This is a genomic window from Commensalibacter sp. Nvir (assembly GCF_963921845.1).
Taxonomy (GTDB): domain Bacteria; phylum Pseudomonadota; class Alphaproteobacteria; order Acetobacterales; family Acetobacteraceae; genus Commensalibacter.
In genome coordinates this window covers 1-21,210 of record NZ_CAWUGZ010000112.1, presented here as the reverse complement: position 1 = coordinate 21,210, position 21,210 = coordinate 1, and the positions used below count along the sequence as shown (strand labels likewise).

The window sequence follows — 21,210 nt, the reverse complement described above, 5'->3', positions numbered from 1 at the left end:
GCCATTAAAGCCGCTGTTTGTGCAGGACACTCAACTTTTTGTTCGTCCATATCGTAAAATTCAGCGGTATTTTTGCTTAAGATGGTCCAAACTCCATCGGGCATATAGCTAATTTTACAAGTCATGGGTGCGACCGCTAAGCTGTCAGATCCTAAAAACATTTCGTTTTCGCCAAACCCAACCACTAAAGGCGCACCATGTCTTGCTCCTATAATAATTCCCTCACAGGCGAAAAGCATAGCAATAGCATACGCTCCTTTAAGCTTTTTAAGCGTATTAAATGCCGCTTTTTTTGGACTCTCACCCTGTTTAAGATAATAATCCACCAGTTGGACAATGACTTCGCTATCGGTCTCGCTGTTGAAGGTTTGTCCTAATGAAATGAGTTCTTGTTTTAACGATTCAAAATTTTCGATAATCCCATTATGTACTACAGCAACTCGTTCAGTGGCATGAGGGTGTGCATTGTTTTGGGTAGGGGCTCCATGTGTTGCCCAACGAGTATGGCCAATACCGATATGTCCAGATAGAGGTTCTTTGACGAGTCTATGAGCCAAATTGTCTAATTTTCCTGAAGCTCTTTTTCGATCAATTTTTGCTTGGTTAAGCGTTGCAATACCTGCAGAATCATACCCTCTATATTCTAAACGTCTTAAAGCTCCCAAAATAATAGGTTCAACGGGTCTGCTTCCTATAACTGCAACAATTCCACACATTCAATTTATTCCTTGCTTTTTTTCTTATTAAATCGACAAGCAGCCTGGGGTTTTACAATTTGACGACTTCTTCCTAACGCGAATGCATTATCAGGGACATTTTCGGTAATAACGCTTCCTGCAGCAATAAAACTTTTATTACCAATTTCTACAGGCGCGACTAAAATTGTATCCGAACCAATAAACGTATTATCACCGATGATGGTTTCATGCTTGTTTATTCCATCGTAATTGCAAGTAATAGTGCCAGCACCTATGTTGGTTTTTTCCCCAACTTTGCTATTACCAAGATAGGTCAAGTGATTTACCTTTGTTTCTTCACCTAATATTGTTGATTTGAGTTCAACAAAGTTTCCTACATGAACTTTTTTTCCTACAAATGTTTGCGGTCTTAACCTTGCATAGGGACCGATAACAGCATTTTCTTCTATAATACATTGTTCGAGGTGGCAAAAAGATTTGATTTCTACTTCTTTTTTTACATGTACACCGCTACCAAAAACCACATGAGGATGAACAATAACATCAGCTTCCAATTTAGTATCCTCGCTTAGATAAACCGTTTCGGGAGCAATCATGGTCACGCCGTTGTCCATAGCATGCTGTCTTAGTCGATGTTGAATAACAGTTTCAGCTTCTGCTAGTTCGGATTTTGAATTAATCCCGCGCAGTTCATTTTCTGAGGCTTTTAAGGTAATCACCTTTTTACCTTCACTGACCGCTATCGCTACAGCATCGACAAGGTAATATTCTTTTTTTTGATTATTAGGGGTAATTTGATGCAACCATTTTGATAAATATGAAGCAGAGCTACATAGTACGCCTGCATTACACAAGGTTATTTTTTTTTCTTCTTCATTTGCATCTGCATATTCTACAATTTTCTGAACTTGACCGTTAACTTCAATCACCCTTCCATAAGATTGAGGATTTTTACAATTCATAGTCATTAATACCATATCGGCAGAACCGTTACGTTTAGTTCTGATTAAACGCTCTAACGTTTCATCAGTAATCAAGGGATTATCTGCGTATAAAATGGCTACATCGTTCTCGCCAAAATATTGTTCGGCCTGCAAAGCTGCATGGCCGGTTCCATGACGATCGTATTGTATGACAATAGAATGGGGTTTAACTAATTCAGCAACCTCCTGCATATTGGGTCCGATAACAACTACAATGGTTTTAAATATTTTTTCCACATTTTTTAGGAGGTAAGACAACATAGGCTTGCCTGCTAGAGGTTGCAACGCTTTAGGTTTTTGAGATTTCATTCGCGTGCCCATACCCGCTGCCAGGATAATCGCGACGGTGTTTGGAAAAACATTTGTTCGTTTGTTCATTATTTGCCATATACTTAAAATTAAAAGAATAGTTCAATTTCAGTGAGGTTATAATGCTTTCATCATCACGTCCATTAATAGTATTTGATATGGATGGTACGCTAATGGATAGTTTACCCGATATCGCCAATAGTAGTCGGTACCTGCTTAAGTTGTATAACCTTCCTTCCGTAGACGATAGAATTGTTCGTTCTATGATTGGTGATGGTATACAGTTGTTGGTTGAACGTTTATTGGATCAAGCTGGCACTGAAGCCAAGTTCATCAATAGAAAAGAAGCTACGGATCATTTTATTGAGTATTACTCAGATCACTCTTCGGACTATACAAAACCTTTTGAAAATGCTGAAAAATGCTTGGAAAATTTTAAATTGCATAATTGGGCCATTGCCTTATGCACCAATAAAATAACAAAAGTGGCTAAAGATATTTTAAAGCATCATCATCTTGATCATTTTTTTGATGTTGTTGGAGGGGGTGACTCATTTGCTCATAAAAAGCCCCACGCTTGCCATTTGGAAGGAATTATGAAGGAGATTAATGCTAAAGCAGCACGAACTGTTATGGTTGGTGATCATTTAAATGATATTTTAGTTGCTAAAAATGCCCATATTGCAGGAAGTATTTTTGCGTTATGGGGGTATGGCAAATTAGAAATTGGTGACCAAGCTACCCGTGTAGCAAAAATGATAACAGATTTACCTAAAATTGCTGAAGATATTATTAGAATTTAAATATTAATTTTTTGAGGGATTATGCACATTGCCCCCTATACAAATAAATAAAAATTTAATTTTTTTGTTAGTGACCAAGTTTTAATATTAAATTCTAAAAAATATTTAAACGTTTTTTAACTTGGTAGACGATCTCCTCTGTATCGTCTAGTGGGGACACGTTCCAAGAAACAAAGTCTCCATTGAAAATTTTTATTCTTTTAAGGCCTATTAAGGATTGTATAAAAGCGAAAATACGTTTTGATTTTCCTGGTAAAGGGATAATCATTACAGGGGCTTGAGTCGCAATGGCTTCTGAAATCATGGATACACTATCAATGGTAACTAAGATTAAATCTGCGCAAGCAAGAAAACCTAAGTAAGGATTTTCTCCATTACCGTCCCAAATATATGCTCCTAAAGGAGCCAATTTTTCTTTGAATAAAGCAATTATTTTTGGGTTAGTACGTCTAGAGGGAGTTAATAAAAGAGAAATCCCTTCTTGATTTATAAGTTTTTTAAGTTGATTGCAAATCAGTTCGGCTTCGCTGAAAGCCAAGCGGAATCTACCATTATTTCCACCAATCAAAACGGAAACAATAGGCTTATCAGGTCGTTTTAATTTTAAAAACCATTTCTTCTTATTTTCTGATAAAACATGCGGAGAGATTTTATGGATAGCGTTACGAGATATCAGTACGTTACTGCCATATAAGTGATCATGAGGTTGCGCAATGACTAGATCAAATTTGGTAACGGAGATTCTTGGATTTTGTATATGAATCTTAGGTGTTGAATTGGTTTGAAGTGCGGCATTAACCACCCCTCCTACACTACCAACACTCAGGTTGATGAAGGAATTTCCTAAACAAAATGGTTCAACTCCTTTTAAAGGGAAAGGCCAGTATGGTGCTGAGATAAGTTTCCATAGAGGCTTTGGTTTTAATAAACAAAAATTTTTTGCAAATCCAGCTCTTTCCGCCAGGCCAATAGCTTGTGATTTCATACCCGCAAAATCTTCAGTCAAAATGTTCACAGTTGGCATTATTTATATATTCTTAATCTTTACTAAATTTAACTGGTCTAAGAGTTCAAATGCAAATTTTTTCCACTCTTCTTGAACGTTATATTTTTGTCGTCGAAAAGGAAAATCTAATTTTAAAACTTTTTCTAATTCTTTAGCAATTGAAGTTGCATTAGGTTCACAAAAATAAACAAATTGTTCGTGGGCAAGCTGCTCAACTAATCCCCCTACTTTTGTAGTTAAAATAGGTTTGCCATATGCTAACGCTGTCGCAGCAATACCACTTTGGCTCGCGTCTTTGTAAGGTAAAATAATGAGGTCTGCCCAATCCATTAAAGAAGAAATTTCCTCTTCAGGGACCCAGCGATTTTCAACTGAAACATTGGGGTGATTTGCCAATTTATCTAAAATACTTGTGTGGGGTCCATTTCCAATAATTCGTAATTCAAAAGATTTATAACTTGATAATTGGTTGAGAGCTTCTTCAAGAAGATCCAGTCCTTTATAATATAGCAAACGGCCGAAGTTAAGGATATGTATTTTATTATTTTTTAAAGGGGATGGATTTGTATTTTCTGGAAACTCAAATGGCGGATGCCAACCACTTAAAAATTGTTTTCCCTTAGCAACATTCTGTGTTTTTAATTGAGCTTGCGTGTAGTTTGTAAGAGAAACAATATAAGAACATTGTTTAATGAGAAGTTTCTGTAGAAAATTTTGAAAAATATAACCGTCACCTGGATGTGGATAAGCATCATGGATAATGACTATAAAAGGGATTTTCAGATAACGTAAGGCAATGGCCATTATTGAATCCAAAGGCCCAGGCATCATACAAAAAGCATATTTAATTTTATATTTTTTTAAAGTTTTAACTAGGGTTACTATACGTAAAGGGCTCAGGCATACGCATTTGAGATATCCAAAATAATTTTTGTAGGTATTGACACTAATTTTGTAATCGCAATAGGTTATTTTCGAAATCGTTTCAGATTGGCGAGATAAAGACAATATAGGGTTAATATCGTCAATTAATCTTAATGCCTTTGTGAATTCAACAGCTATCTTGGGGCCGGCTCCCTTTCGACCCCACTGCCAAACGAGTATATTGATGTTATTCATTGTGAATATTTAATAAAATTATCATAAAAACCTTTAAGATAAATAAAATATTAACGATAGTCGCGTTTTGACAATAGTTGCAACTACAGTCAATTAATTTAGTAATAAATATTGACTAAAGAGTTTAAGCGAGTTTTTTTAACCTTAAGGTTAAAAATCGTCAAAATATTTAGAATATAGCTAGTCATCATAAGATAGAGATTACTCTTTACATCAAATGAGATATATATGCATAAATAGCAAAAGCTATGTGTATAGATTAAGTTTAAGTCGAGTAAAGTATGGCCAACAGCTTTGGCAACAAACATTGTTTTAATGTATCAAGTAAAGTTCTTTACAAAAAAGAGCAGTTAACAGTTAGAGTTAATTTTTTTAAACTGCAACAAATCAACTCAGTAATACATATCGTCTGATAAACTAAGGAGAAATTTTAACCAAGAGAAAGGTTAAGATCAGTTAAATTAAAGCAAAAATTTTACAGGAAAGCAAGTAGCAAACTGTTCGCTAAAACTAAAATTTTTCAAAGTTGTTTTGAAGTAAATTTAAAAGAAATGTTTTTTAATGCAAAAATTAATTTTCGAGAAGTGAATTGTTTTTGCGCCTTTTGGTAAGCAGACATTCCTAAACTATGTCGATAAGAACTATCCTCAACCAGTTTATTAAGTTTATTGGCAGCTTCTTTTAAATCTGGATCGGCCCAATAGGCATTTTTTACTTGATAGACTTTACGTTCATCTAAAACAGGTATGAGCTGATAATGTATTGGAATACCGCAATGTGCGTCTAAGAATTCTGACGTTGCCGACCAATTTGTGCTAATGACAGGTTTACCGTATAGCATACCTTCGGCAACAATTAAGCCAAACCCTTCACTCCTATGCAATGATAAAACGATGTCCGCTCGATCTAATAAACTTTGGTATTCATCATTGCTTAAGGTTCTCGTAATGATAATTATATTTGTATTTGGATGTATTTCTTTTTTAATGGTTTCAAAGTTGTCTTGATAAGCACCAACTTCAGTAAGTTTAAGAATTAAAAACACTTTTTCACTATCAAGTTTGGCGTATTTGAAAGCTTTAATTACACCAATTGGATTTTTTCTAGCAAAGCTTGAAGATAAATTAATAGAACTTAAAATTATGATTTTTTTTTCTAATCCCTCAAGTTCTTTTATTTTTTTTTTGTGCGACAATGAAACATATTTTTCAGCGACAGGATGTGGTACAATACGCACAGTTTTTTTATAATTAGCGGCTAACGATTCCATGGCATTGGCGCTGAAATATGAGGGAGTCCAGATTTCATGAATATGATGAAACCCAAACTTCCATATTTTTGGAAGAATAGGTAATTCCCATGCCCAATATCCAATCAATAAGCGGTTTTTTAAATGTTTTTGGGGTAAACTTAATAATGCAAAAGGAATTTGCGGCGAATTAATATGAAATATTATAGGAGCATAAGGATTATCAGATAAAATTTTAGCGTTACGTTGATAGTGTTTATATGAAAAAAAGTAAGGAGAAATTTCGAGATAATCGGATGGTATATTTAAGTTTTTTAAAGCCTGAAGCATTAATCTAGCTCCTTCACCTAAACCATTCGCTCTAGAAAGTTCACCCGCTACAAGTAGCGTTGATCCTATTACATAATGTTGGGGAGCTGAAGGAGCGCATAAAGAACCTATAGAAGCCAACCCGTAACGTCTAGCTTCTATAGGTAACCTATTCCAAATAGATCGTATAAAAACTATAAATAACACGCTTACTTTTTATAAATTGGAAAACGCTGACAAAGAGCGTTTACTTTTTTAAGAACGGCTTGCTCAGCAATACGGTTATCGCCTTCCGGAGCGTTAGCTAAAGAGGTTAATACTTCATTGATAAGAAAGCCAATTTCACGAAATTCAGCTTCGCCAAATCCTCTAGAGGTTCCAGCAGGACTGCCTAATCGTATGCCAGAGGTGATTGCAGGTTTTTCAGGATCAAATGGAATGGCATTTTTATTGACGGTGATCCCTGCTCTTTCTAAGCTTTCCTCAGCTTGCTTACCGGTAACTTTTTTAGGACGCAAATCCACCAGCAAAAGATGGCAATCTGTACCGTCAGTTACAATGTTGAAACCACACTCAATAAGGGTTTCTGCCAGTATCTTAGCGTTTTTTACGACAGATTGCTGATAGGTTTTAAATTCTGGTTTTAATGTTTCACCAAAAGCAACTGCCTTTGCAGCAATAACGTGCATTAACGGTCCCCCTTGCAATCCAGGGAATACGGCTGAATTTATTTTTTTGGCTAAATCGGGAGAATTGGTTAAAATGAATCCTCCTCTTGGGCCTCTGAGTGTTTTATGGGTGGTACTGGTAACGATGTCGGCATAAGGCAATGGGTTTGGAAAAAGCTCTGCAGCAACCAAACCAGCAAAGTGGGCCATATCAACCATTAAATATGCCCCCACTTCGTTCGCAATTTTACGAAAACGTTCAAAATCAATAGTTCTTGGATAAGCTGATCCACCAGCAATGATCAACCGTGGCTTTTCGGCTCGAGCAGTAGCTTCCATTTCCTCGTAATCAAGATAACCATCTTGACGTCTAATTCCATAAGGCAATGCATTAAACCATTTTCCAGAAAAATTAGGGGCTGCACCATGTGTAAGATGGCCACCCGAGGCCAAATTCATTCCTAGTACTTTTTCACCGGGTTTAATTGTTGCCATGAACGCTGCAAGATTTGCATTTGAACCAGAATGGGGCTGAACGTTTGCGTATTTAGCTCCAAATATTTTTTTTATTCGTTCAATAGCTAAAATTTCGACTTTGTCAACTTCACTACATCCACCGTAATATCGTCTTCCTGAATATCCTTCGGCGTATTTATTGGTCAAAACGCTTCCTTGAGCTTGTAAAACAGCATGGGAAACAATGTTTTCACTGGCGATAAGCTCGATACCGTCTTGTTGACGTAAGAGCTCACTCTTGATCGCGTTGTTAATTTCAGGATCCGTTATAGATATGTCAGCATTAAAGAATTGATCGTGTGAGGAATGGTAAGACATTTGCAAATCCCTGACGTATGTAGTAATGAAAAGAATAAAAAAAAACCAATATTTAATAGATAAATTAGAAAGTTTTTTTTTAAAAGACATAAATTGAAAAAATTGTTTTTCAATCGCTGTGCAACCGTTTAAAAGAATATTTCCACTTGTTTAGATCAGGATTATTTTATGCCGAAACTTACGCCTTATTCGCTTTTTCGCAAAAAACCAATAGATAATGATCAAATTGCGGATAATGATCTTGCAAGAGTTATTGGCATGACTACTTTAATTTTCTATGGTGTCGGGGGAATTGTTGGGACAGGTCTATTTTCCATTACCGGTATTGCCATATCAGAACATGCAGGACCGGCGGTAATCTTGTCCTTTTTAATGGGTGCAGTTGCTTGTTCATTTATTGGTTTATGTTACAGTGAACTTGCAAGTATGGTTACAGTTTCTGGAAGTTCTTATAGCTATACGTATATTGCTTTTGGTGAATTCATTGCGTGGATCGTAGGGTGGAGTCTGGTTTTAGAATATGCGGTGGGAGCAGCAGCAGTCGCCGTTAGTTGGTCAAAGTATATTTTATCAACACTCAATGGATTTGGCATTTATCCTGATGTTCGGCTTATTTCTTCACCTTTTGAAACGTATAAGCTTGCCGATGGTTCTGTAGGGCACGGATATTTAAATTTATTTTCTACTTTTATTATCATTCTTCTTACATTTGTTTTAATGAGAGGGATTAAGGAATCGTTGCGAATAAACAATATTGTTGTTTTTATTAAAATATTTGTTATTCTGACCATGATAGGGTTTGGGGCTTTTTATATTGATTTTCATAATTACCATCCTTTTGTAATACCAAATACAGGAGAGTTTGGGCATTATGGATTTTCTGGAATTATGCAAGCAGCGGGTATGATTATTTTTGCTTATATCGGCTTTGATAGCGTATCTTCAGCGGCCCAGGAAATTAAAAATCCTTCTAAAAATATTCCCAGAGCTATTTTGATTATCATTGCTGTATGTGCGGTAATCTATGTTTCGTTTGCCTGTGTCATAGTAGGGCTTGTGTATTATAAAGATTTAATTGGCGATGCTGCCCCTGTAGCAACAGCCATTAATCATATTCCTTTTGCATGGTTGCAACCTTTAGTGAAACTTAGTGTTATTTGTGGATATGTGCCTATCTTGTTTCTTCTTTTAATTGGACAAACGCGTATTTTTTATACACTTTCTAAAGATGGACTTATTCCTGCTTTTTTTTCCAAAACACATCCCAAATTTAAAACACCTTGGTCTTCTCACATTTTTTTTATGATTGTAATTTGTTTACTTTCGGCGTTTTTCCCTATTTCAATTTTAAGTAGTATGTGTTCAATTGGTGCATTAACAGCTTTCGTATTTGTATGTACTTCTGTTATCGTGTTGCGACGTACGCATAGGAATTATCCAAGGAAATTTAAAGCTCCTGGTGGGGATATTATTCCTATTATTGCAACCTTGACTAGTTTAATTTTAATGTATTCTTTAAATTCTCTTACCTGGGTAATGCTACTGGGTTGGCTTGCTATTGGGATAGTTGTTTATTTTTGTTATGGATTTAAACACAGTAAACTTAGTAATTTTAAGTAATTATTTATTTTGAATGTTTTGCTAAATTTTTGTAAGCAGTGATATCATGATAGGTAAATTTCCCTTAACACGTATGCGTCGTAACCGATCAAGCACAGCTATTCGTCGATTGGTAGCTGAAAATACCTTTTCGATTGATGACTTAATTTGGCCTGTATTTATAATGGAAGGTACAGGAATAGAGACAGAAATTTCTTCGATGGTAGGGATAAAACGGGTTTCGATAGATCGTTTGCCGTCGTATGTTGAACCAGCTGTTCAACTGGGTTTGCCCGCTTTGGCATTATTCCCAGTTACCCCTAAAAAAAATCGTAATCCTGAAGGCAGTGAGGCTTTTAATTCAGAAAATTTGATATGTCGTGCGGCTAGAACGTTAAAACAATACTTTCCTGATATATTGTTGATGGGGGATATAGCGCTAGATCCTTATACCGACCATGGCCATGATGGAATTATACATAACAAGATTATCGTCAACGATAAAACCATAGAAATATTGATCAAACAATCCCTTACTCAGGTGCAAGCGGGAATTGATGTTCTTGCTCCTTCTGATATGATGGATGGGCGCATTGGTGCTATACGACAAGCTTTAGATCAAGCGGGTCAGGATAGAATTTTAATCATGTCTTACGCCGCTAAATATGCGAGTGCTTACTATGGTCCCTTTCGCGATGCTTTGGAAACAGGAGAATTGCTAGTAGGGGATAAAAAAACTTATCAAATGGATCCAGCCAATCGGGGCGAAGCGCTTCTTGAAGTTGAAATGGATATTCAGGAAGGAGCAGATTCTGTTATTATCAAACCCGGTTTGCCTTATTTAGATATTGTTCGATCCGTAAGAGATCGTTTTGAAATTCCTATTATTAGCTATCAAGTTTCAGGTGAATATTCGATGTTGATGAATGCTATTCATCAAGGATATTTAAAAAAAGACCAGACTATTCTAGAGACCTTGCTTTGTTTTAAGCGTGCTGGCGCAAACGCAATTATAACTTATTTTGCGTTGGAAGCAGCCAAGCTGCTTTCACAACGCTAAATCCAGTAAAAATCTCTAAAGTCAGTGTATAATAATTTTATAAAATAACATTAAAAAGTTAATTTAGATAAACAAGTGAATTTAATCTAAATTATGTTGCTGGGGTAAATTTCGTAACCAATTAGGAGATTTTTTCCCCAAACTTGCACGGTTGCCTACATACTCTTTCAAATCTGTAAACGACTTTGAACGTGCCAATCTAGGAATATCCAAATTAGTTTTAGAAGAAAATAATAAGGATAATTTTAATTTCCCTTTTCCAACTTTTTGTAAAATAACGCCACTACTTTTTTTCATAACAGGTATCTGATCAATTGGAAAAATTAAAAATTTTCCAGACGTTGTGGCGGTTGCTACATAGTCACCTGCGACTTTTAAACAAGAAAAAATTTTGTCATTAACTTTTAAATTAAAAATTTGCTTTCCATTTTTTCTATCTGTGATGAGTTGAAGGGATTCAACAATAAAACCATAACCAGCCTCGGTCGTAAGTAAATAGCGAGCCTCTTCTAGAATAAAAAAGCAAACAGGTTCTGCACTATTTTCTATATCGATTAGTAACCGTAAGGGCTGACCATCTCCTCTACCTCGTGGAAGATCGGAAGCTTTGATATTGTAAATTTTACCGTCCGTAGTCAGTACAGCCGTTCGGTCGTTGCTTTGGCATTCAATACGCGTACGTAATTTATCGCCTTCTTTAAATTTAATGGATTTTAGTTCTAAATTGTGCCCTTTTAAGGCCCTGATCCATCCTTTCGTTGAAAGAAAAAGGGTGAGCGGTTCTTGTTCAGTTTCTTCTAAAAATTCGTCAATAGGTATAAGTTTAGGGGCATTATGAATATCGGTTCTTCGCTTTCCTAAAGCACCACTCTCGAATATTTTTTTGGCTTCTTTAAGCTGACTGGTTATCGTTTTCCAACAGCGTTTTTCATTTGTTAATAAGCCATACAACTGATCCTTTTCCAACGTAAGCCGTTTATGTTCTTGTTTTATACCTTCTTCCTCAAGTTTTCTTAAGCTTCTTAATCGCATATTTAGAATGGATTCCGCCTGCAATTCCGTAAGACTAAAGGTGGATATAAGCACATTTTTTACTTCTTCTTCTTCGCGAATAATACGAATAACTTCATCCATATTCAAATAAACTGCCAGAAATCCATTTAATATTTCCATTCTTCGTTCTAATTGCGATAAACGATAACGACTTCTGCGTAATAAGACTTGATGACGATGATCAAGCCAAGCATTTAATAAATCTTTTAAACCCATGACATTTGGAACTAAATTTTTATCCAAAACGTTCATATTATAAGAAAATTTTGTTTCCAAGGAAGTTATACGAAACAGTGACTCCATTAAAATTTCAGGTTCCAACGTTCGGTTTTTTGGTTCAACTATGATTCGAATTTCGTCTGTACTTTCGTCTCTTATATCTGATAAAAGAGGTAGTTTTTTTTGCTCCATTAACACAGCGATTTGTTCAATGAGTTTGGATTTTTGTACTTGATAAGGAATTTCTGTTATGACCACGTGCCACGTTCCAAACCGTCCTTGCTCAAGATTCCATCGCGCTCGTACTCTAAGGGAACCTCTACCCGTTTGATAAACTTGTTTTATAACCTCTTGATTTTCAACAATTAATCCACCAGTAGGAAAATCGGGACCTTTTACAAATTTTATTAAATCCTCTGTGTTGGCCTCAGGATTTTTTATTAAATGCATTGCGGCGTCATAAATTTCCCCTACATTATGAGGTGGCAAATTAGTAGCCATTCCCACAGCAATACCGCTAGCACCGTTGGCGAGTAGATTAGGAAAGGCTCCAGGTAAAACGATAGGTTCTTCTTCCTCTCCATCATAAGTAGTCCTAAAATCAACACTATCTTCATCAATACCGTCGAGTACTAATTGTGCTACTGCAGTCATGCGGGATTCGGTGTACCGCATAGCGGCTGCGTTATCTCCATCAATGGATCCAAAATTACCTTGACCCTCAATTAACGGGTAACGAACGGCAAAATCCTGTGCTAGCCTGACCAAGGCCTCGTATACAGCCGCATCCCCATGCGGATGATACTTACCAATAACATCTCCCACAATACGTGCACATTTTTTAAAACCAGATTTTGGATCAAGTTTTAATTGCCTCATTGCAAAAAGCAATCTTCTGTGTACTGGTTTCAAGCCGTCGCGTACATCAGGCAACGAGCGAGACATAATTGTTGATAAGGCATACGCTAAATAACGCTCGCTTAATGCATTGCTAAATGATGTATCTTGAATCAGACCATGGGGTTCGCTTATCATTGAGAACTCTGTAAATTATTTAAAAGAGATTGTTGCGTAAAAGAATTTTATTACCCTATAGAGTTAATCCATCATAAGCAACCTCAATACTTTGGGGTAAATTCAATTTTAACCACTTCCAGTCCATATCTGGGCCCATATGGGTTAAAATAATTCGTTTAGGTTTTACAATTTTTTGCCATTCTATCACGTTGTTTAGTGCGGCATGTGCAGGATGAGTATTTCTTTGAAAACAGCCAATAATCCATGTTTCAACTCCAGATAAAATTTTAAAGCCATTTTCACTTATATGCGTGACATCCGTCGAATAGGCAATTGATTTATAACGAACCCCCAACGTTTTGGAGGCACCATGTTTTTGCTCGAAGGTCTGCAGACAATCTGGACCAATCGTAATGGGCTCGCCATAAGCAATTAAATTGACCTCCAAAACAGGTCTAAAAAAATGCGGGGCTGTAGTCCACGGTTTAAATGCATAAGTAAACCGGCTTTTTAATTCGGTAAGTGTTTCTTTTGTTGCAAAAATAGGTAATGCCTTATGTATACAGCGATTAATAGATCTGAGTTCATCCAACCCTGCAATATGATCAGCATGAGCATGGGTATAAACAACCGCATCCAATGTGCTTATTTTTTCTCGAAGTAATTGTGTACGTATATCAGGTCCAGTATCAATCATAATTTTTTTATTATGTAACGTTTCGATGATAATAGAAGAACGTGTCCGTTGGTTTTTGCGTTCTAGAGGGTCGCAAGCTCCCCAGTATCCAGCCCCATCTTTTCCTCCAACTGTGGGGACTCCACCGGAACCACCACATCCAAGGATTAAAACTTTCATGTGGCGGATGCCTTGCTAAAAAGTTTATAAAAATTACGAGTGGTTGTATGGGTCAGTTCTTCTAATTTAATTTGAAATAATTTTGCGAGAAATTGCGCTGTGTAGGCAACGAATGCGGGTTCATTTTGTTTACCCCTCTTAGGAACGGGAGCAAGATAAGGAGAATCCGTTTCAATTAAAAGGCGATCCAAGGGTAATTCTTTGATAATGCTTCTTAAATCGCCTGCATTTTTAAACGTCACAATTCCAGAAATGCTGATATATCCCCCCATTTTTAAAGCAAATTGAGCCAGTTCTAAACTTGAGGAAAAGCAATGAATAACAAATGGGAAAGGCCCACCCTTTCCGTATTCTTCAGAAATTATATGGATAAGATCTTCGTCGGCGTTTCGAGCATGAATACATAACGGTAATTGTGTTATCTGAGACGCTTGAATATGCCTTTTGAAGGATTGTCTTTGTTTTTCAAAATATTCCACTTCTCCATAGTAATAATCAAGCCCCGTTTCACCAATCCCAATAACCATGGGATGTTGAGTAAAAGAGGCAATTGCGTCGGTCGTTTCTGCTATTTCTTCTTCAACATGTCCTGGATGAGTGCCGATGGTGCACCAAATTTTAAGTGTTGGGGAAGAAAGTTGGGTAAGATTAATTTGGACGCTTGCTTGAGATAGACGGGTACCAATAGTAACCAATTCCCCTACATTGGATTCTTTACAACGACGAAAGAGGTCAACGCGTTGGTCAGAGGGAAAAAAATCCAAATGACAATGTGTGTCCACAAGATACATTATGTACTTATTTCTCCACAAAACGAGGAAATATACCTACTGGAACAGGTAAATTTCTGCCTGATGGAAGGGGGTGAGCAAGGTCTTTAAGTTGCCTTTCTTCCGCTTTAACCCCTAATTGATTTAAAAGTTTACCCATCGATTCCGGCATAAAGGGTTGTAAGCAAGTCGCAATAACTCTTAACGTATCTATCAAAACCCTTAATACAACCTCCATACGACGCAAATCTGTTTTTTTCAAAGCCCAAGGCGCTTGCTGATCAATGTAACTATTGGAAGCGCGAATGATTTTCCATACAGAGTCTAAGGATTCATTTAAAGCTTGTCGGTCCAGTTGTTCTCTTAGTCGTTCTGGCAGCAAATAGGCTTGAGATAAAAAATCCATATCGTTTTCATTACGCATACCTATTTCTGGGATGAGACCGTTACAATTACGGTTCACTTGGGCAAGTGTTCGTTGTGTAAGGTTTCCTAAATCATTGCACAGTTCACTGTTCAGGCGATTGATAAGAGAGCGTCGACTAAAATCACCATCGCCACCAAAGGGAACTTCTCTAATTAAAAAAAATCGTAATGGATCTAGCCCGAATTCGTCAATTAGCGCTAAAGGATCAATTACATTACCAACAGATTTACTCATTTTTTCACCCTCTACGGTCCACCAACCATGAGAGTAAATGCGTTTGGGGATTTCAATATCCGCGGCCATTAAAAATGCGGGCCAATATAACGCATGGAATCGAGAAATTTCTTTGCCAACTAAATGTAGATCGGCAGGCCAGAAACGCCATAACTCTGTATTATCTGGATAATTCAAAGCGGAAATATAATTGGTTAAGGCATCGAACCACACATACATCACATGATTATCGTCATTGGGAACGGGAATTCCCCATTTAAAACTAGTACGACTGATTGAAAGGTCACGTAATCCAGATTTAATAAAATTTAATAATTCGTTTTTTCGACTTTCTGGTCCAACAAAATTAGGGTGTTGATTATAAAATTCTAATAACTTATCTTGCCACTGTGAAAGGTCAAAAAAGTAAGAAGGTTCTTTTAACCATTTTACTTCAGCACCAGAAGGGGCAAGTTTGCGTCCATCAGAAGTGTTAATTAGTTCATCTTCTCCATAATAACACTCATCCCGTACCGAATACCATCCTTCATAAGAACCTAAATAAATATGCCCAGCCTGAGCAATTTTGTTCCATAACGCTTGGCAACTCTTTATATGTCGTTCTTCGGTAGTTCGAATAAAGTCGTTGTAGGTTATTTGCAATCGATCCGCCATTGAACGAAATTGATGTGAAATTTCTTTGGTAAAATCTTGTGGGGTTTGATCGTTGCTCTGTGCAGCTTGTTCGACTTTTTGTCCATGTTCGTCTGTACCCGTAAGAAAAAAAACATCGTACCCGTCAAGGCGTTTAAAACGGGCAATAATGTCCGCTGCAATAGAGGTATAGGCATGTCCAAGATGGGGAGACCCATTTACATAATAAATGGGGGTAGTGATCATATAATGAGGTTTCATGGTTTACTTATAAGATTGAGTTCACAGAGTAAGGTTTGTTTTTTATCTAAATTAAAAGATATTGTCTGGTTATGCCATTCTAAAATTTGTTTCCAACGATCAATCCATTCGGCAATCGAATGCAAAGGATTGCCAAATTCAGTTCGTGCCTCCCGTATTGCTAAGACGGTATTCTCGTAAATTTTTTTCGAAATTAATTCTAAAAAAAGGGTAAACCCATTTTCATACTGCATAATGGTGTCAATTATTGTAAAAAAATTGCTGTTAACATCTGGACGAGCAAAAAAATTATCAGTAATTTCTTTCAATTCCAAGTAACCACTGTTTAAAATTTTAAGGGCGCTTCCTATGGATCCGTAAGAAGCATCAACGAGTTGATCAATGGTGTTCTGAGGTAAATCTGGGAAAAAGAAATGCAATGCGTGTTGCATTTCATGCTTGGATAACGGATTGAGTCGTAACTTTTGACAACGACTCTTTAAGGTAGAAAGTAAATTTTCTGGGCAATGGCAAGTTAGAAACAATAACGATGCTTTTGGGGGTTCTTCAAGAATTTTTAACAAACTATTCGTAGCGTTTAGGTTCATTTTTTCCGCATGGTTGATGAGGACGATTCTCCAGACTCCTTGAGCGGGTGTTAAAGCTAAAAATTCATTTACAGCTCGGATGTCATCGACAAGTATCTCTGAATGTAAACGCTGTTTTTTTTCATCCATTCGACGATCGATAAAGAGAATATCAGGATGACTCAGGGCATTAATTGGGGAGAGGGCTGTATTTGTCTTACTCAAAATCATTTTGATGAGGTGGTGTACAAATGTTAATTTTCCGACACCCTCCTCCCCTGTAATAAGCCAAGCATGATGAAGTTTATTTTCAATGAATGCTTTTTTGAATTGTTTTAAAGGTCTATGGTGCCCCCATAAGGAATGCTGCTGCTCGTTAGGTTTCATGAGGCAATGTCGCTAGCTTTTGAAAAGTTATAGAAAGAATTTTTTGATGAATAGCTTCAATAGATTCAGAAGCATCAATACAAATATAGCGGTAGGCGTTGTGTTTAGAAATTATTTGAAATCCTTCAAGAACGTCGTGATGAAAATCCTTAGGTAAACGTTCGTATCGATCCAAACGTTGATTTCTTTGTTGACACCGGTTTTGCATCATAGGCAATGAGGTTTTAAGTAAAAACGTCAACTGAGGTTTAACATCAATAAGGTTGGATAAGGCATGGATAAATTTTAAAATTTTTTTATCACCCCTGGCCAAACCATAGCCCTGATAGGCCAACGTCGAATCAATGAAACGATCACAAATTACAATTTCACCTCGATTTAAAGCGGGGTATATTAATTGGTCTACGTGGTCCATCCTAGCTGAAAAATGTGCTAATATTTCAGCTTTCAACGAAAGCGTATGTTTTCCAAACAATAAAAGATCCCGTATTTCTTCTGCGCCTGGTGATCCCCCTGGTTCTCGCGTTTGTGTGACTACAAAATTATGCTTAGTCAATGCGTCTGTTAAAAGTTTTGCTTGGGTAGATTTTCCGCCTCCTTCACCCCCTTCAAAAGTAATAAAATATCCCTTGCTCAAAGGCTTAATCATCTTTTTTGCTTTGTACGCTGACATGAGTGAAATTGCTATTTAACTGATTAAAAATTTTGACCTATATGGTAACTAATATTTTTAATAGTTCGTGCTATAATACCTGCTTTTTCAACAGTTTCACCTGCCACAATTGGAATTTGAATTACGTTTCCTTTATCTTGTATAGACAAAGTAGCCTGGATGGGTTGGTTTTTAGCGATAGGTGCAGGAATAGGTTGGGTATAGTCTAAAGTGACTTTAAGTTTATTACGTTCACCCTGTGGTACTGTTAAAAGCAAATCTTCTCCTGCTATGAGGGGAACAGTCGGTGCAGTACCCATCCATACAGAAGCATGTTCAACAACCTCGCCTTTATGAAATAAAGCTATATTTTCGAATTGATTAAAAGCCCATTGCAAGAGGCGTTCACTTTCATGGGCCCTTACATTCGTAGAATTCATACCGTTTGCAACCATGATTACACGTCTTCCGTTGCGTTCGGAACTGGCACATAATCCATATCCTCCTGCTTCGGTATGACCTGTTTTAAGACCATCAGCTAATCCTTTATCGACCAAAACATTACGGTTTCCTTGAGTGATCCGATTGAACGTAAATTCTTTCTCGGAAAAATAATGATAATATTCAGGATAATCATGAATAAGATGATAAGCGACCAAAGCAACGTCCCTTGCGGACATCATATGGTTGGCATCGGGCCAACCTGTACAATTCATAAAATGAGAGTTTCTTAATCCCATTTTGGGAGCAAGCTCATTCATTATATGTACAAATTGTTCTTCTGAGCCTGCTATTCCTTCAGCAAGAACGATGCAGGCGTCGTTGCCTGATTGAATAATGACTCCTTGGATAAGATCTTGGACACGTACTTGCCCGTTTAAAGGAACAAACATTTTTGATCCTTGCATACGCCATGCCCTTTCGCTTACAGGCATTAGCTGGTCGAGTTTGATACGACCCGTACGCAGCATTGCAAAAACGATGTAACAAGTCATAATTTTGGTTAAGGACGAAGGGTGCATGGGTTGATCCGCTGACTTATCAAGCAATGTTGTCCCAGTATTGAAGTCCATAATAAAAGCATATTGAGCAACCGTGTCAAATGGACCAATGGGAGTTGTGGCCGGAGGCCCATAGGTAAAGGATGCGGTAGGGATTGAAGTTTTTTTCTTGAATTTTCTATTATGATTGGGCTTGGCTAAGCATGAAGGTAACGTTGCGTAAAATATTGCAAGGCTACCAGCACTGGCAAGGATAGATCTACGAGTTTGCACGCCTGTTATTCCTATTCGACAATAATTTTGGCACCTTTAATGCCTGATTTTATAAGATAGTTAAGATCTTGATCAGCTTGGTTAACGCTCTGATAAGGGCCACGCAGCACCCTTATGGATCGTTTTCCATTTTTATACTGTGTTATCAATTTTCCATTCATTCGCGCTGCAAAACGTCTGGCGTAAATACGAGAGGTGAACGAGCCCCCTTCGATCCATAAATCGCCACCTATTGCAGATCCTTGGGTGACAATAGCGGGCAATTCTGGCAGAACATGTGTTGAATTAAAAACGGACTTAGTTAAAATGTTTTGAACACTATTTGGACGAGAGTTTATAGGAAAACCATCAAGATTTTCAACTTTGATAGTATCTAGAGGAGCCGTTTGTACTTGCATCTGAGTCTGTGGTCCATTTGGTAATTCAAAAGCAAGTTTCTGACTAGCCTTTTCAACTTCTGTAACTTCTACTTTTGCAGGTAGGTGTAAATCCATATTTAATAAATGAGCGGCTTTAGGCGTGAGTTCTAATAATCTGGCCGGCAAAGTATGAATTCGGTCATTCAAACGAATGGTAATGGTTTTACCGTTATCGAGGTTTTTAACTTGGACAATGGATGGCAATTGAAGGGTTGGATGTCCACCCGTCATGGATTCCGGGTTATAGATTTCACCGTTTGCAGTTAGTTCTCCTTTTGATTTTGAGGAAACGCTTGCCAATCCTGTTGAGTTATAGGCAAAATTTTCTTCAGGGTAAAACCATTGTTCTCCTAATGGATAAGGATTCCCTATTTCGTAGTGAACTGTTGGCGATTGTTTGGCGATACGGTCACTTTTGGAACAGCTAATAAGCGTCACTGCGACGAATAACACATAAACCTTTTTAATCATCGGGTTTCCTGCTGACTGAAGCGACGAAATGTAAAAAGCGTTGAGTATTAGAAATACGATATTTTTGAATGAAAAACAATCTTAGCTCACGTGAGGTTATTTGATAATAAACCTACGGCAAGCGCATAATAGTCCGAAGGATTATATCGACGTATAACATTAAAATTATGATAAACCATATAAGCTTTTCCTCCCACTCCATCAGGGCAAAGAATAGCTCCCCCTACATTGACTGAGGCAAAATTTGAACTATCTTTTCTTCGAACCCCCAAACTGCTCCAGTATTGCAGCGGTTTTACGATATGCCTCCCTATCATAGAATCAGAAAATCCTACGGGCAGTGTTATTTCTTGCCCCCAAGGCTCATTCGCTCTCCAGCCAAATTTATTTAAATAGTTAGCAATCGACGCTAATACATCCTGGATATTATTCCAAATATCACGACGTCCATCTCCTGTAGCGTCTACCGCGTAGCGCAAATATGCACTTGGCATGAATTGGGGTTGTCCCATTGCCCCGGCATAACTGCCAAGCATTGATTGCCAAGTAATATCACCGTTATCAATTATTTTTAGTGCATTAAATAATTCACTTTTGAAAAAATTAGCTCTTCTACCCTCATAAGCAAGCGTAGCTAATGAATCAATTACATTAAAATTACCATTATGTTCACCATAAGCGGATTCAATACCCCAGATGCTCAAAACTACTCTTGGATCAACGCTATACTGTTGCCAAAGAAGAGTAAGAAAAGCCTGGGTGTCGCTAAAGGCTTTTTTTCCCTTTTCAATTTTGCTGGCTGTGACAACTTTTTGATAATACTCTTCCCACGTTAAAGTAAACTCGGGTTGCTTGCGATCAAGTTGCAAGACTTTTTCATTAGGCGCATTCAGCGCGAACAAAGCGGGTTGGATACGCTGTGCATTCATCCCTTTTTGAGAAGCTTGTTGGTAAATTTCCTGTAGAAAATTTTTATAGGATAAAGGAGGAAAGGCTTGGGTAGCTTGAGAGAACATTTGCATCACAGCTAAAGAAGTAAGTGCAATTCCTGCTTGAGTTAAAAATTGTCTTCTGTTTTGCATAATTCTCTCATTGAAATATGAAATTATCAACTGATGTCAAGCTGCCTTTTCCAATAACCTAACATACCCTAATTGGGTCGACAATTAGGGTAAGAGTTTTTAGTTTGTTCGTGGCATTATTTCAATAGAAGCAAAAATAGGAGTTACGAATAATTTGTTGTCTTATTTATTTAAATGGTATGGCGAATTTGGTATGACTCAGCATAACTACAATAAGAATAAGTGTGTTTAGATAATGAACTGTTTATAAGG

The 21,210-nt window shown here is 37.2% G+C and carries 17 protein-coding genes and 1 pseudogene; 3 read left to right on the top strand and 15 right to left on the bottom strand.

Features of this window, described 5'->3' with window-relative positions:
- Positions 1-716: pseudogene (locus AABE15_RS07140) on the bottom strand (glutamine--fructose-6-phosphate aminotransferase); the annotation flags it as partial.
- 5 nt (positions 717-721) lie between these two features.
- The gene (gene glmU, locus AABE15_RS07135) at positions 722-2,059 is read right to left on the bottom strand and encodes a bifunctional UDP-N-acetylglucosamine diphosphorylase/glucosamine-1-phosphate N-acetyltransferase GlmU (protein WP_338330600.1); all 1,338 of its coding nucleotides are present in this window, start codon (positions 2,057-2,059) and stop codon (positions 722-724) included.
- Positions 2,060-2,112: 53 nt separating this feature from the next.
- Between glmU and AABE15_RS07130 the strand changes: the two genes are divergently transcribed.
- Positions 2,113-2,793 carry an HAD-IA family hydrolase gene (locus tag AABE15_RS07130; RefSeq protein WP_338330599.1) on the top strand — a complete coding sequence of 227 codons (681 nt, stop codon included), beginning with the start codon at positions 2,113-2,115 and terminating at the stop codon, positions 2,791-2,793.
- Positions 2,794-2,887: 94 nt separating this feature from the next.
- On the opposite strand, the gene AABE15_RS07125 is transcribed toward AABE15_RS07130, so the two are convergent.
- From AABE15_RS07125 to glyA, 4 genes are all read right to left on the bottom strand, one after another.
- On the bottom strand, positions 2,888-3,817 hold the full coding sequence (locus AABE15_RS07125) for a mitochondrial fission ELM1 family protein (RefSeq protein WP_338330598.1): 930 nt from the start codon (positions 3,815-3,817) through the stop codon (positions 2,888-2,890).
- 3 nt (positions 3,818-3,820) lie between these two features.
- On the bottom strand, positions 3,821-4,918 hold the full coding sequence (locus tag AABE15_RS07120) for a glycosyltransferase (RefSeq protein ID WP_338330597.1): 1,098 nt from the start codon (positions 4,916-4,918) through the stop codon (positions 3,821-3,823).
- A 520-nt stretch (positions 4,919-5,438) separates the two neighbouring features.
- The gene (locus AABE15_RS07115; RefSeq protein WP_338330596.1) at positions 5,439-6,683 is read right to left on the bottom strand and encodes a glycosyltransferase family 4 protein; all 1,245 of its coding nucleotides are present in this window, start codon (positions 6,681-6,683) and stop codon (positions 5,439-5,441) included.
- A 2-nt stretch (positions 6,684-6,685) separates the two neighbouring features.
- A complete protein-coding gene (glyA, locus tag AABE15_RS07110; protein WP_338330595.1) occupies positions 6,686-7,978 on the bottom strand; it encodes a serine hydroxymethyltransferase in 1,293 nt (430 codons plus the stop codon).
- A gap of 168 nt (positions 7,979-8,146) precedes the next feature.
- Here glyA and AABE15_RS07105 point away from each other — a divergent pair, with 168 nt between their 5' ends.
- The gene (locus tag AABE15_RS07105) at positions 8,147-9,598 is read left to right on the top strand and encodes an amino acid permease (protein ID WP_338330594.1); all 1,452 of its coding nucleotides are present in this window, start codon (positions 8,147-8,149) and stop codon (positions 9,596-9,598) included.
- Positions 9,599-9,641: 43 nt separating this feature from the next.
- The gene (gene hemB / locus AABE15_RS07100; protein WP_338330601.1) at positions 9,642-10,637 is read left to right on the top strand and encodes a porphobilinogen synthase; all 996 of its coding nucleotides are present in this window, start codon (positions 9,642-9,644) and stop codon (positions 10,635-10,637) included.
- An 81-nt stretch (positions 10,638-10,718) separates the two neighbouring features.
- Here the strand turns inward: hemB and parC are convergent, their stop codons facing one another.
- The 9 genes from parC to AABE15_RS07055 all read right to left on the bottom strand — a co-directional run bounded on the left by parC (position 10,719) and on the right by AABE15_RS07055 (position 20,958).
- A complete protein-coding gene (parC, locus tag AABE15_RS07095; protein WP_338330593.1) occupies positions 10,719-12,944 on the bottom strand; it encodes a DNA topoisomerase IV subunit A in 2,226 nt (741 codons plus the stop codon).
- A 55-nt stretch (positions 12,945-12,999) separates the two neighbouring features.
- Complete coding sequence (locus AABE15_RS07090; protein ID WP_338330592.1) at positions 13,000-13,782, bottom strand: MBL fold metallo-hydrolase; 783 nt, start codon at positions 13,780-13,782, stop codon at positions 13,000-13,002.
- Positions 13,779-14,573 (bottom strand): TatD family hydrolase, encoded by a 795-nt coding sequence (locus AABE15_RS07085; protein WP_338330591.1) that lies wholly within the window; start codon positions 14,571-14,573, stop codon positions 13,779-13,781. The genes AABE15_RS07090 and AABE15_RS07085 overlap by 4 nt, the downstream gene beginning before the upstream one ends.
- A gap of 7 nt (positions 14,574-14,580) precedes the next feature.
- The gene (metG, locus tag AABE15_RS07080; protein WP_338330590.1) at positions 14,581-16,107 is read right to left on the bottom strand and encodes a methionine--tRNA ligase; all 1,527 of its coding nucleotides are present in this window, start codon (positions 16,105-16,107) and stop codon (positions 14,581-14,583) included.
- Complete coding sequence (locus AABE15_RS07075; protein WP_338330589.1) at positions 16,104-17,060, bottom strand: AAA family ATPase; 957 nt, start codon at positions 17,058-17,060, stop codon at positions 16,104-16,106. Before AABE15_RS07075 ends, metG begins: the two co-directional genes overlap by 4 nt.
- Entirely contained in the window at positions 17,050-17,709 is a 660-nt protein-coding gene (gene tmk / locus AABE15_RS07070) for a dTMP kinase (RefSeq protein ID WP_338330588.1), read from the bottom strand. Before tmk ends, AABE15_RS07075 begins: the two co-directional genes overlap by 11 nt.
- A 47-nt stretch (positions 17,710-17,756) precedes the next feature.
- Positions 17,757-18,986 (bottom strand): D-alanyl-D-alanine carboxypeptidase family protein, encoded by a 1,230-nt coding sequence (locus AABE15_RS07065; RefSeq protein WP_338330587.1) that lies wholly within the window; start codon positions 18,984-18,986, stop codon positions 17,757-17,759.
- Between the two features lie 11 nt (positions 18,987-18,997).
- Complete coding sequence (locus AABE15_RS07060; RefSeq protein WP_338330586.1) at positions 18,998-19,876, bottom strand: RlpA-like double-psi beta-barrel domain-containing protein; 879 nt, start codon at positions 19,874-19,876, stop codon at positions 18,998-19,000.
- An 86-nt stretch (positions 19,877-19,962) separates the two neighbouring features.
- Entirely contained in the window at positions 19,963-20,958 is a 996-nt protein-coding gene (locus AABE15_RS07055; RefSeq protein WP_338330585.1) for a lytic murein transglycosylase, read from the bottom strand.
- Between the last annotated feature and the right edge of the window lie 252 nt (positions 20,959-21,210).

What these genes read in the sequence shown, in the direction of transcription:
- glmU (WP_338330600.1), bottom strand. Translation starts at nt 2,059, where the DNA reads ATGAACAAACGAACAAATGTTTTTCCAAACACCGTCGCGATTATCCTG.
- AABE15_RS07130 (WP_338330599.1), top strand. Translation starts at nt 2,113, where the DNA reads ATGCTTTCATCATCACGTCCATTAATAGTATTTGATATGGATGGTACG.
- AABE15_RS07125 (WP_338330598.1), bottom strand. Translation starts at nt 3,817, where the DNA reads ATGCCAACTGTGAACATTTTGACTGAAGATTTTGCGGGTATGAAATCA.
- AABE15_RS07120 (WP_338330597.1), bottom strand. Translation starts at nt 4,918, where the DNA reads ATGAATAACATCAATATACTCGTTTGGCAGTGGGGTCGAAAGGGAGCC.
- glyA (WP_338330595.1), bottom strand. Translation starts at nt 7,978, where the DNA reads ATGTCTTACCATTCCTCACACGATCAATTCTTTAATGCTGACATATCT.
- AABE15_RS07105 (WP_338330594.1), top strand. Translation starts at nt 8,147, where the DNA reads ATGCCGAAACTTACGCCTTATTCGCTTTTTCGCAAAAAACCAATAGAT.
- parC (WP_338330593.1), bottom strand. Translation starts at nt 12,944, where the DNA reads ATGATAAGCGAACCCCATGGTCTGATTCAAGATACATCATTTAGCAAT.
- AABE15_RS07090 (WP_338330592.1), bottom strand. Translation starts at nt 13,782, where the DNA reads ATGAAAGTTTTAATCCTTGGATGTGGTGGTTCCGGTGGAGTCCCCACA.
- AABE15_RS07085 (WP_338330591.1), bottom strand. Translation starts at nt 14,573, where the DNA reads ATGTATCTTGTGGACACACATTGTCATTTGGATTTTTTTCCCTCTGAC.
- metG (WP_338330590.1), bottom strand. Translation starts at nt 16,107, where the DNA reads ATGAAACCTCATTATATGATCACTACCCCCATTTATTATGTAAATGGG.
- AABE15_RS07075 (WP_338330589.1), bottom strand. Translation starts at nt 17,060, where the DNA reads ATGAAACCTAACGAGCAGCAGCATTCCTTATGGGGGCACCATAGACCT.
- tmk (WP_338330588.1), bottom strand. Translation starts at nt 17,709, where the DNA reads ATGATTAAGCCTTTGAGCAAGGGATATTTTATTACTTTTGAAGGGGGT.
- AABE15_RS07060 (WP_338330586.1), bottom strand. Translation starts at nt 19,876, where the DNA reads ATGATTAAAAAGGTTTATGTGTTATTCGTCGCAGTGACGCTTATTAGC.
- AABE15_RS07055 (WP_338330585.1), bottom strand. Translation starts at nt 20,958, where the DNA reads ATGCAAAACAGAAGACAATTTTTAACTCAAGCAGGAATTGCACTTACT.